This window comes from Seonamhaeicola sp. S2-3, assembly GCF_001971785.1.
GTDB lineage: Bacteria > Bacteroidota > Bacteroidia > Flavobacteriales > Flavobacteriaceae > Seonamhaeicola.
The window spans coordinates 948,517-961,468 of record NZ_CP019389.1 but is presented as its reverse complement, the minus strand read 5'-3'; the positions used below and the strand labels follow the sequence as shown (position 1 = coordinate 961,468).

Annotated in this window: 8 protein-coding genes; 4 read left to right on the top strand and 4 right to left on the bottom strand. The window is 31.7% G+C overall.

The annotated features are described in order from the left end of the window. Positions 1-7: 7 nt before the first annotated feature. Positions 8-1,069: a phosphatidylinositol-specific phospholipase C1-like protein gene (locus BWZ22_RS04555; RefSeq protein ID WP_076698295.1), complete on the bottom strand. Its 1,062-nt coding sequence runs from the start codon at positions 1,067-1,069 to the stop codon at positions 8-10. A 366-nt stretch (positions 1,070-1,435) separates the two neighbouring features. Between BWZ22_RS04555 and BWZ22_RS04550 the strand changes: the two genes are divergently transcribed. The 3 genes from BWZ22_RS04550 to BWZ22_RS04540 all read left to right on the top strand — a co-directional run bounded on the left by BWZ22_RS04550 (position 1,436) and on the right by BWZ22_RS04540 (position 8,216). Continuing rightward, the gene (locus tag BWZ22_RS04550; RefSeq protein ID WP_076698293.1) at positions 1,436-4,477 is read left to right on the top strand and encodes a TonB-dependent receptor; all 3,042 of its coding nucleotides are present in this window, start codon (positions 1,436-1,438) and stop codon (positions 4,475-4,477) included. Positions 4,478-4,480: 3 nt separating this feature from the next. Beyond that, a complete protein-coding gene (locus BWZ22_RS04545) occupies positions 4,481-6,253 on the top strand; it encodes a RagB/SusD family nutrient uptake outer membrane protein (RefSeq protein WP_076698292.1) in 1,773 nt (590 codons plus the stop codon). Positions 6,254-6,959: 706 nt separating this feature from the next. After that, positions 6,960-8,216 (top strand): DKNYY domain-containing protein, encoded by a 1,257-nt coding sequence (locus tag BWZ22_RS04540; protein WP_076698290.1) that lies wholly within the window; start codon positions 6,960-6,962, stop codon positions 8,214-8,216. 333 nt (positions 8,217-8,549) lie between these two features. On the opposite strand, the gene BWZ22_RS04535 is transcribed toward BWZ22_RS04540, so the two are convergent. The 3 genes from BWZ22_RS04535 to BWZ22_RS04525 are packed head-to-tail and all read right to left on the bottom strand — an operon-like array spanning position 8,550 to position 11,676. Continuing rightward, complete coding sequence (locus BWZ22_RS04535) at positions 8,550-9,584, bottom strand: ABC transporter permease (protein ID WP_083692435.1); 1,035 nt, start codon at positions 9,582-9,584, stop codon at positions 8,550-8,552. A 1-nt stretch (position 9,585) separates the two neighbouring features. Then, positions 9,586-10,524 (bottom strand): ABC transporter ATP-binding protein, encoded by a 939-nt coding sequence (locus tag BWZ22_RS04530; RefSeq protein WP_076698289.1) that lies wholly within the window; start codon positions 10,522-10,524, stop codon positions 9,586-9,588. A gap of 3 nt (positions 10,525-10,527) precedes the next feature. Continuing rightward, entirely contained in the window at positions 10,528-11,676 is a 1,149-nt protein-coding gene (locus tag BWZ22_RS04525) for an NEW3 domain-containing protein (RefSeq protein WP_076698287.1), read from the bottom strand. 434 nt (positions 11,677-12,110) lie between these two features. Here BWZ22_RS04525 and BWZ22_RS04520 point away from each other — a divergent pair, with 434 nt between their 5' ends. Next, positions 12,111-12,881, top strand: coding sequence for a LuxR C-terminal-related transcriptional regulator (locus BWZ22_RS04520; RefSeq protein ID WP_076698286.1), 771 nt, complete (start codon positions 12,111-12,113; stop codon positions 12,879-12,881). The last annotated feature ends 71 nt before the right edge of the window (positions 12,882-12,952 follow it).

Genomic DNA, 12,952 nt, shown 5'->3' with positions numbered 1-12,952 from the left:
ATGTATTTTACTTTTTAGTTACAGGATTCTTTCTTACATAAGTATTATTTTTAAATGAGATATAATAATCACTTTTAAAAAGTTTACTTGGTAAATAATAATCGGTTGTAATAATTTGTGCCCCAGATTTTTTTGCAGCTTCAAAACGTGAATAATCATTATTTCTAGCTTCTTTAGTATTTGCATCGGCACGAGTTCTTATTAAATATCCTTTTTTTACTAAGTTTGGAATATTTTCATCGTTCGGGTTATTTAAAATCATAGTAGCTGCTTCTGGTTTTCCTGCTTTTGCATTAACAAATAATATGCGTCCTTTTAACGAAGGGTGATTTGATATATAACGCTCTTGCTTTTCTCCGTGTGCATCTAATATAAATAAAAACTTACCTTTAGCTTCTTCTAGTGTTGGCCAATTGTTATTTAAAACTGCTTGCTCCAAAGTAGCGTATTTTCCTCTTACATCATCTGGTGTAATAACATGTTGCTTTCCTAAATGTTTAATGATAGTAGCATCTAGTCTATCAAAAACTTCAGAAGTAAATGGTTCTGCCGATGAACCAAATAAATTTGCTGAATCATCTTTAGGTTCTAGCGTAATAAAAACAGGCTCGTGAGTAGGGTTGCTTTCAGACCATTTTTTTAAGTCGTCTAAACATTCTGATAACAGATAATATTCACTTCTAAAATCAATATCCATTATATGAAACATTTTAAAACCAGGCTTGTTCATTTTTCCTTCAGAATCAAAATCTGGCTGCTCCCTAACCAAATCCATTCCTTTAGGATGCGCAAAACGACCTCCTTTTGCATCTGCATAAGCATCTAATTCAAGGTTTCTTAACCCCATATTTAACTGTTCTAAAATAGGAATATGTTCATATTGTAAACTGTATACTTTCTTCGTACTGTCTTTTTCTATCAAATACTCAAAAAGTTTAGGGGCAATTGCCTTTTTATAACTGTTGTGGGAACCAATAACTTGGATTTGATTAATTTTTAAAGCGTCTTGTTGAGCATTAATATACATACTCACAAAAAAGACTAAATATAAAGGCTTATAATATTTCATAACTAAGTGTTTTTAAGATATAAAAATACACGCTAAGAATTAAATATATGTTATGAAATCAAAAAGAAAATACAATTATTATGTTTTACTAAAAACCCAACAAAACACTGACAAACAACAGCTTAAACAAATTGTTAAATATCAACAATTTAATACTCTTTTAACTTTTAGATAAAACACCACAAACAAACATTTTATTATTTAGCCAAAATTAAATACCCCTACAGAATAAAAAATCTCTCTATTAATCTTTTAAATTTTAAAACCCTATGAAATAAAAAAACACAATCATTACAAAAAAAAACCGCAGTTGCTACGAACAACTACGGCCTAGTAATTAAGCATTGAATAACCAATAACTTAAAGATGTACAATAAAATTAATTTTTTTATACTAAAAAACATAGCTTTTTTAGTACTATTTATATTTATATGTAATACAGCACATTCGCATAGTATTACTAAAACAGAAATTTTAAATTATACCCAACAAAAAACAATACGCGGTATAATTGTAGACGAATCTGGAGTTCCTTTACCTGGAGCTACCATTGCTTTAAAAGGAACAACCAAAGGTGTTTCTACAAACTTTGATGGAGAATTTTCTATTGAAGCCGAATTAGGTGAAACACTTAAAATCTCTTTTTTAGGATATGAAACCAAAGAAGTTCTTATTGATTCAGATTACATATCAATTACCCTAAAAACTAATAATTCTTTACTTGATGAAGTTTTAATTGTTGGTTACGGTAAACAAAACAAAAAAGATCTTACAGGAGCCGTTAGCCAACTCTCTGAAAATAACTTTAAAAAAGGAGTTAATGTATCTCCAGACAATTTATTGCAAGGTAAAGTAGCTGGTGTACGCATTGTACAATCTAGTGGTGAGCCTGGTGCAGGTGTAGATGTTTCTATACGTGGTATAGGGTCTATAAGAAGTGGTAGCACACCTTTATTTGTTGTAGATGGAATTCCTTTAAGTAATTCAAATGTAAGTTCTGCTAGCCCTAACTTTGGTCTTGGTAGCTCTAGCGCAAAAAACCCTTTAAATTTTCTTAACACAAGTGATATAGAGTCTATTACCGTTTTAAAAGATGCCTCTGCAGCAGCTATATATGGTGCAAGAGGGTCTAACGGTGTTGTAATTATTACAACGAAACAAGGGAAAACAGGAGATGCTTCTATAACTATGGATTCTTACCTAAGTATAGCCAACGTAATTAAAACAATGGACGTATTATCTGCTAGTGAATATCGCGATGCTATTACCGATGATAATTATGATCACGGTGGTAACACAAATTGGCAAGATGAAATATTTAGAGAAGCAATTACACAAAATCATAATTTTTCTTTTGCTAAAAAAACAGATAGCGGAAACTACTATGCTTCTCTATCCTTTATGGATCAAGAAGGTATTGTTGAGTCTAGTGGATTTAAAAGAACAACAGCACGTTTAAATGCAGAAGAATCTTTCTTAGATAACAAGCGTTTAAATGTAAAAATAAACTTAACCGCTAGTCAAATTGATGAAACAGGAGTGCCAAATGGTGCCAACGCAGGTTCTGATGGGCAATTAATTGTACATGCCTTAATGGCTAATCCTACACAGCCTGTATTTACTGAAGATGGAGCATATACAAACTTTAATTTGAACCAAAATTATAACCCAATGTATTTGTTGCATGTTTATGATGACCAAACAAAAACTCTAAGGGTTTTAGGAAATATTGAAACAACTTTTAGAATAATAGACGGACTAGATTATAAATTCAACTATGGTATAGATCGTTCTGTTTCCGAAAGAAATTCTACCATTTACCCTAACTTTACAGATAGAACTCCAGATGGCGCTTATTCTCAAAGCAATTTAGAGTCGCAAAGTTCCTTAATGGAGCATTATTTAACCTATCGTTTTGGTATAGAAAAAAATAATTTTGAAATTCTAGGTGGGTTCTCATATCAAAAATTTGACTTCTCAGGTACTTCTTTCTCGCTTTCAGGTATAGATGAAATGGGTACTGGAGTAGCTCCAAAAAATGACCCTGGTTATTCTGGTGAGCAATCTGGTGTTAGTGGTTATGCCCAAGAAAATGAATTACAATCTTACTTTGGTAGATTAAACTATAATTTTGACAATAAATATTTACTAACAGCTTCTTTAAGAGCAGATGGTTCTACCCGCTTTGGAGAAAATAATAAATATGGGTATTTCCCTTCTTTTGCATTAGGTTGGAATTTAGACCAAGAGAATTTTATTAGCAACATTGAAACTATTAACCAATTAAAATTCAGACTTAGTTGGGGGCAAACAGGAAATCAAGAAGTTCAAAATAAAATAACCCAAGCAAGTTATTCTCAATCTGCTTCTGGAGGTTATTATCTTTATGATGACTACAACCTAATAAATGGTGTTATTGTTAACAGAACGGCAAATCCAGACTTAAAATGGGAAGTAGTTACCCAACTTAACATTGGAACCGACTTTAGCTTGTGGAATAATAAACTTTATGGTTCGCTTGATTATTACAATAAAACAACCACCGATGCCATTTTAAATATTCCTTCAGAACCATTAAGCCCAACCTCAACCGTATGGAAAAACATTGATGGCGAAATAGTTAACAAAGGCTTTGAGTTTACTTTAGGTGCTCTATTAGTAAGTACAGATGATTTATCATGGACTTTAGATGTAAATGGTGCTACTTTAAACAATAAGATTAAAAATTTACCTGTATCAGAATTATATTCTGGTAGCGTTGCAGGATCTGGATTATCTGGTGTTGCTGCCAACATTTATAAAAGTGATTACGAAGCTGGATCTTTCTTTATGCTAAAGCATTTAGGTTTTGATGAAAACGGAAATGATATTTTTGAAGATTTTAACGATGATGATGTTATTAATAGTGATGACAGACAAATTTTTGAAGGTGCATTACCTAACTTTACTTTTGGTATAAACTCTAATATTTCTTACAAAAACTGGGATTTCAGTCTTGCTTTTATTGGGCAAACTGGTGGACTACTGGTTAATAATACTAACCTAGCTCTAAACATTAATAATATAGCATCAGATAGAAACGTATTATCCGATTATTATTATGCTGGCGCTAGTCCTACAAATACACCTCAGTTATCCACGCTTTACATGGAAAAATCAGACTTTATTCGTTTAAACAATGCACGAATAGGCTACACTTTTAAAACAGAAAACCTTAACATAAACTGGTTAAAAGGTTTGAATCTTTATGTTAGCGGGCAAAACTTATTTACAATAACTAACTACTCAGGATTTGACCCATTAGTTAATAGCCCACGCTCAACTAACGGTAATCAATCTATTGGTATAGATTATACAACGTATCCATCTTCTAGATCTTATATGATTGGTGCAACTTTAAAATTATAATTTATGAAAATTTCAAATATAACAACAAAATTAACTTTCGCTTTTATTATTAGCGTTGTACTTTTTAATTGTACTGACTTACAAGAAGAAGTGATTGACGAGGTTATTGGAGGAGAAAGTTCCAATCCAGAGAGTGCCATGGCTGCTGCTTATGGCCAATTAGCCAATGGTACTTTTACAGATCATGGTAATGTTTTTGGCTTACAAGAATACCCAACCGACGAATGTATGTTGCCCACCAGAGGTAGTGACTGGGGCGATGGCGGTAAATGGAGAGCTTTAACTGAATTTACTTGGGGCACTAATAATGCTGCAGTTGCTTCTACTTGGAATGCTTTAACTAGTGGCATCACAAAAACCTTAACTGCTATAGAATCTTTACAAGAAAATCCTGATTATGCAAACTATGATTTATTTATGGCTGAAGCTAGAGGTTTATTAGCGTTATATGTTTACAATACACTAGACCTTTTTAACCAAGCGCCTTACAGAGATTTATTTTCAGAAGATAAATCTTTAGTTATTCTTCAAGCTGATACCGAGATTGATAATTTAATTACTGAGGTTGAAACTATCATTCCAAACCTTGCAAATCTTGGAGAACAACAAACCTATAATGGTAGGTTTACAAAACAAGCTGCATATGCTTTATTAGCAGATATGTATTTAAACAGAGCTGTATTAAAAGATCGTTATAACGCCAGTTCAGACTTCAATTTTACAGAAGCAGCTGTTGATAATGACGGTAATGATATGGATAAAGTAATTTATTACACCTCCTTATTAATAAATGATAACTTTAGTCTTGAAAGCAATTATTTTGACAATTTCAGTATTAATAACACTGGTGGGTCAGAAATTATTTTTGCTGTAGCTCAAGAAAATGACAACATAAGACGAAGCGATAATGATTTTGCCTACATGTCTACCGGTAGAGCTCAAAAACAAACACCAGATAATAGAGGCACAAATGCATCTTGTGTTGAACCAGAGTTTTATTACACTTGGGATGGTAACCATGACGACCCTAGATTCCATAGACATTATCAATATTCTGATGGAACTTGGTTCATGAATGACGGTACCACAGGAAGTGTTCCTGCAGAAGACACTAGAAAAGACACAGGCAAATACATCTTTCACTTTAACAGAGGCCTACAAGTGGGGCAACAATACGGACCTACACTTGATGGAGAAGGCGGATTCAATATGACTACAGATGGCCGAATAGCTATTAGTATGTTATATATGGAAAAAAACACAACCGTTCCTATGGACTATACACCCGAATTAAATTTTGATAATCCATTAGAAGCTGTATTCACACAAGATCAAATAAATAGAGGTGTTCGTAATTTTAAATGGGAATTCGATCCTAACTATGGAAACGGCACTAGTGCTGTTGATGTTCCTTTATATCGTTTAGGCGGTATATATTGCATGCGAGCTGAAGCTTATTTTCGTAACAATGAAACAGCACTTGCTCTAGCCGATATTAACACGCTTAGAACAAGCAGAACTCGTGAAGCGTTATTTGATAATGCCCCTGGTGTTGCAATTACATCATTAGATGAAGAAACGTTATATAATGAAATTGGTTTTGAAATGTATTGGGAAATGTACCGAAGAAAACAGATGATTCGTTTTGGAACTTATGACGAGGCTTATACAGCTAAAGCTGCCACAGACCCTTATTTAAGAGTCTATGCAATTCCGCAAGCTACAATAGATGTTACCAAGGAAATCACCCAAAATTTTGGATATATCACACAATAGTTTGAGTTTAGTTTAGTTTTTAAAACCGATGCTTAATTAATTAAGCATTGGTTTTTTATTTTTACAATATCTATTGTTAACCGTTTTGTTGGGATTACAAAACTAATAACACCTTTGTAAGCATTAAAAAAAACAACTAGTTACAATTTATTTCCTAAAACAAATAACAGAATAGGTAACTTTTAATCGTTTCGATTCTTGTTTCTAATAAAATACATAAGTCTTAAAATTTCTTATTTACCAGTCTAAATAATGACAAATACTGATCTTTAAAATTAAGCCTATCATCATGACACTTATGAAATTATTTCAAAATTTTTGTAACGGCAGGATTCAAACTTTTTTAACACTAGCCCCTATTATATAAATCTTTATAAAATCTGTTAATCTAATTATTTACAGGTTACTTAATAGTAAATATTACAAGTTAAGGCACACTTAGCTTGGATACCTAAAATAAACCCAAAAATTTAGATAGAATTCCCCTATTGTCATACACGTTTTTCATAGAAAATTAAGTATGATTTGTATGATAAATTGCACTGTACTTTTATGAAATAGACTCACTAAAATCAATCATCTAATTATATGTCAAGAAATCAAAAGTGATGAATACATCGCATCTCCTTCCCTTAGGCCTGTGGCAAAAATTATTATATTTACTCGCAAACATTACAATCATAAGCTATAAACGAAACAAAATACAATGGCCGAACCTACAGGGATCTTTATTGAATTTGCAATTGATGAAAAGGGCATAAAAAAACTGCTTAACCATAAGTTCGAAAAAGCTGCTTACAACAAAAAACTGGGGTATTATTTTTGCGAACTGCTATACGATTGCAATGACAATCCGGGTAATGTATTTATCTTAAACTACCATGTAAAGTCAAACAAATGCTTCATTGCCTATGTATTGAACCACTTTGAAAAATCGTTAATACAACCCCTAATAGGCAGCTTGCAAATTATCAGCTCATTAAAAAGTCCCCAAACCACCGAATATTCGATTATATCCTCCACATTTCCAGAGGTGCTCGAGGCTTATAAAATTACCGATGGAAAAGTAGCACAGACCAACCAAGCATTGCCATCGGATATTGTAACTAATTTGATGGATAGATTCTGGTCTTTTTCAGAAAACAATGCCTTCCCCGAACCTAACATAGCCTTGACCAAAAGGAATTATTTTTATAAAAACTTCAAAAACTATTACAAAAAATACCTCGGGTATATCGAAGAAATAGAAAGACCCCATAAAATTGCAAAGGCGACAAAGGATAATCCTTATCATTTATTTGACAATTTTTACACCTATGACAATAGGGTCTTTGAGTTTAGAAATCACACAAAACAAATTATTGAACTCCCTCAATCGGACCCGGTTTCATTTAGGGATGTTGCGGGAATCAAGGCCGACAAGAATTTTGTCTATAATGCGGTACTAGCTCCCAACTCCCCACCAAGTACGATCAAAGTCGGTAGTTTTACCAAAAATAATCCTGATGCCATTTGGCAATGGGTCATTATGGAAGGTATTGATGGGGAGAGTTTTAATTATGTAAAAGAAAAATGGGACACCGTATATTGGAAGGACAAAAACGCTGTGTTCATCTATAAGAACAAGGAACTTATAAAATTGGAAGGCGCAGATCGTTCGTCTTTTACTTATTTGGACTTTTGTTACGGCAAGGACAACAACCACATATTTTATTTAGACCAGGTCATTCCCATTGATGTAAACAATTACACATTAAACAAAAACGGATTTATTTATGATAAGAAAAACGTCTTTCATTATGAAAACCAACTGGAACTGGATGCCGGAACATTTAAGGTTTTAAAATATGAGTCTGAGGTAAATCCGTTTATGGGAGAGTTTATCTTGGAAGACAAAAATGGCCGATATAGTTACAACAGAAAAAGGAAAGACGAGCTAATACGGCCCATAAGCAACCCATAGGAACACTAAAAATTAGGCAAGAATCATGTGGGTAAAGCAGATTAACTCATATTAACTCTTACGGTTAACAGTCTTGTTCAAATGGCAGAACTATTTTTAAACATAAGCAGAACCGAAAACCAACAAACCGAAATAGGTTAGAAAATTCATTGTTCGGCAGTCCTCTAAGTTTTAAAATCTCAAGTTAAAAATTAATCTGAGATTTTTTATTCATTAATTTTAAACTTTACAAACTTGGTGAGATACTACCAAAAATAAAAAGGAGGTCGACTAGTTACTTTCTAGATGACCTCTTTTTTTAATAGCTTTTGTTTCTTATCTCTTGTATAAATATCAAGCCCTTATTTCGCGTTTCATAAATAGATAATATGATAAAGCAAAACACAACACTGTAGAAGCAATAAGCCCTGTTAATTGTGGCCATACTATGATTAAGCTATCTTTTAAAGATAATGCTGAAGGAATAGCGCCTTGTGTTTGACTAAATGATAAAGGTCCTAAACTTCTAATAGAAGGTATTAATAAAGTTGTAGAAGCATCTGTAAATAATTGATTAGGAGAAATATTCATTATCCCCATAAAAAACTTTTTATAATTAAAAATTTGAGCCATGTTTGCTCCCTTGGTTGGTATAAAAGCTTTTGCTATTATGTTTATCAGAATTTGATAGAATATGGTAAAAAATAGCCAAACAGCAATAGAGGTTAAGGCAGATGTAGCGGCTTGCCTAAATTTAATAGAGAAAAGAATAGATAAATTTAACCAAAACGCTACATATAAAATGCTTAGTAAGGTAAAGGCAATTATTCTTAAAAATTCACTAAAATTGGGTGTTAATCCTGATACTAAAATGCCGAAACCAACAAATAAGAAACTTAAAGTAAAAAATAGTGTTGAAATGATTATTAAAGCAGAAGTAAACTTTGCATTAATAATATAGTCTCTATGAATGGGTTGTGATATAATCCTTACTAAAGACCCATTGTTGTGTTCAGAATTAATAGCGTCAAAGCCCAAGCTAATACCTAATAACGGACCTAAAAAACCAATAAATACATAATATGATGGTAAACTTCCATCGGTTGCAGTAAGTAACTTTAAAAAAGCAAACATATTGTTAGGATCTTTGCTATTACTTAAAGCTTCATTTAGATGGCTCATAGAATTATATAGAGTACCAAAACATGTAAAAGCAATAAGTATAAGTAATATTATAAACCTCCAACTACGTACATGGTCTGCTATTTCTTTTTGTACCATAACCCAAAAAGGATGAGACTGTTCACGTGTTGATGTTTTGTTTAAAATAGATTTAAACTCCCTAACAATATTCAATAATGGGTTGTTTAGCTTATTTATAATTTTCATTTTATTCAAAATAACGTTGGTATATATCATCTAAACCGTATTCTCTAACATGTAAATGTTTTATATTAAAATCGGCATTTACAAGTGTCTTTATTATGTTGGTAGTTGCATCATCAGTACAATTAACAATAATGTTTTCTTGCTGAATAGAAACCTTTTGAATAGCATTTGATTGATGAAGTAGTTGCTCTAAAGTTGATAAATTATCTTTATGATTTTCTTGCAACTGAATTTCTATAGCATAAGGTTCTTCATTAAAAAGCGTTTTTGATAAAGAAGGAATATTTCCTTTAGCTATCAAACTGCCTCCAACAAAAAGACCAACTCTATCGCATACTTGTTGCACTTGATGTAGGTGGTGTGAAGAAAGTAATACGGTAAGCCCATCTTCTTTACTTAATTGTCGAATTAAATGTAAAAAATCATGTATACCTTTTGGGTCTATACCTAATGTGGGTTCGTCTAAAATTATAACCTCAGGACTTTTAATGAGTACATCGGCTAAACCTAACCGTTGTTTCATTCCTCTGGAATAGGTACCTACATTTTTGTTTATACTATCTTCTAACCCTACACGTTCAAGCAGCTGTTTGGCTTTTTTTGTTGCTTTTTTAATGGAAATACCATTTAATCGAGCAACGTAAAGTAAATTTTCTAGACCAGTTCTGTTGTTATAAAACCCTAAGGTGTCGGGCAAATAACCTACGTTTTTTTTAACTTCAATGGGGTTTGAAGTAGCATCATGTCCGCACACCCAAGCAGTTCCAGAGCTAGGTTCTGTTAAGCCTAACATCATTAAAATAGTGGTTGATTTTCCTGCACCATTGGGTCCTAAAAGTCCAAAAACTTCCCCTTTATAAATTTCAAGACTTAATTGGTTAACAGCTTTAAAGGATCCATACTTTTTGGTGAGGTTGTCCAGTTTTATAATGGATTCCATAATTTATCGTCTTCCGTACTTTTTTATTAAATAATAAACGCCTCCTAAAGCAATTAAAATAATTAAAATACCTAGCCAACCAGAAAGAATAGATGTGTGAACGGTAATACGAAACTTTTGTTGCGTTGAAGTTTCTGAGGCTTTTACATCAAAATTAATTTCATAATCACCAGATAAGGCGTCATCATTAACGTTAATTGTGGCATCAATTTCTTTTGATTTTCCTGCCTCAATTTGGTCTATTTCTTTAGGCTCAAAATCTACAGACCATTTTGAAGGTGTTCTAGCTTTTAACTCAATGTCATTTATAGTGGCAGAACCAATGTTTGTAACTAAAAGTTTAATTTTTTTGCTATCACCGGCGGTAGCATCTGTACTTAATAGGTTAGTTGGGGTAGATAAAGTAACATCATAAGTACCTGTTATAACAGTTTCCAGTTCTAATTGGGTAAAAATATTACCAGCCCGAGCAGAAACAGGTATTTTATAAGAGCCTGCTTTAATATATCTTGAAGGCTTTATTTCAATAGTAATGCTCTGAGTTTGGTTAGCTTTTACACTTACAGATGAAACTTGTTTGCCATTGGCTCTAAAAGTAGCTTGCCACCCAGCAGAAGGTAAAGTTGCTTTAAGGGCATATACTTGTTCTATAGCAGTACTGTTTTTTAAAGTAGCATTGTATGTGAAAGTTGTATTAGATGCGCCTTCAATATTAGGTTGTTTAGAAGTGAATTCAGCTTGATAAACACCTTGTTTAGAAACAGTAACGGTTAAAGGAAGAGAGCTATACCCTTCGGCTATAACTCTAAATTTATATACACCTTTATCTACTTTTAATGGCACATTTAGTTTTAATGATAGTCTTTCTTTTTTCTTAGGCAACGTAGAAATTTGTTCTACATTCCAATTGCCAGATTTTAGTTGGTAACTCCATTCTTTAGGTAACCCCAATATTTTTATGTTTGAAGTTTTTATAGAGCTACTATTGTTAATAACATCAATGTTATAGTTTATTTCTTGCCCAGGGGGAACCGTTACTTTGGTTATTGGAGTGTATAATGATACACTTTGAGCGTTAATATGATAAGAAAATAATGAGGTTAAGAATAATAAACTAATAAAACAATACAGACGTTTTGTACATGTAAACATAATTTAGATTGATTAAAATTAAAAAAACTAATTAGCATTACATTTTAAAATTGTACAATCTTTTATCCATTTTTAAGAAAAACAAAAGATTGCGTCTTAAAAATGCCCGACCAAATTATTTAAAAAAGCAATATTTAAATCTTAAAAAAAACATAAAAATTTAATGTGTTTAATGAAAGGTTTGTTTTTTTATGAAAAAACCTGAAAATCAACAATTAATATTTTTTAAATTATATTACATTGTAAAATGTAAAGTGCTATTGTTTTAGGGGAGTTAAGTTTTTTTTAACATTTTTAAAAATGAATGTTATAATTTTTTAGACATTATTTAAACAAAATATTACTGTATTATTTTGAAAAAAAAGACTTAACTTATATACCATAAGCGCTTAATTATTAAAACTTTGTAATGTGTTATTTAACTTAAGTGTGTTATGGATATTAAAGAGATAAAGGGCGTTTATAAAGAAGTTTTTAGGTCTTATGATTACCCATATTTAGAAGAACATATAAAAAAAATTATAGAATTAGATACCTTTTTACCCTACAATTCTACTTTTTTTTGTGTTACTAATACACAAGATTTATGTTTTGAATATATTAGTAAAAACATGACTTCTTGTTTGGGTATTAAAAGAGAAGAAATGCATAAGGGAGGGATGGAATATTTTTGGACTAGAATTCATCCAGATGATATTAAGCCTTGGTTAAAAGCACTTAATGATTTAATGGAATTTACTCTAGATACCATTTCTGATGTAAACAGAAAGCAAATGAGTTATACTTGGAACTTTAGATTTAAAAATGCTCATGGTGTGTATGTTAATATTGTACAAAATACAACACCCATAGAGTTAGATATTAACTTAAAACCCATTATAGGTTTAGCTCATTACACGGTTTTAGATTCAAGAATTAAGTTAGATATTACGGCAACTGCAAAATTATTAAACAGTAATAATGAGTATGAAACTATGTACTTTAATAATTTTTCACAAAAACTTTTAACAGACGGTATAAGTAATAGAGAACGCGATATTATTAGACTTTTGTTATTACATAATTCTAGTAAAGAAATTGGAGATAAGCTAAATATTAGTTCTCATACGGTAGATACTCATAGGCGCAATATCTTAAAAAAGTTAAAGTTAACCTCTACAGGAGAACTTATTGCTTTAATGAAATTAAATAGAACTATAATATAACTTTTGTCGGGTAATTTGATCTGTATACCGAAAATATGCCTATGTTGGTTGTGAATACTCAAATTGAGTAT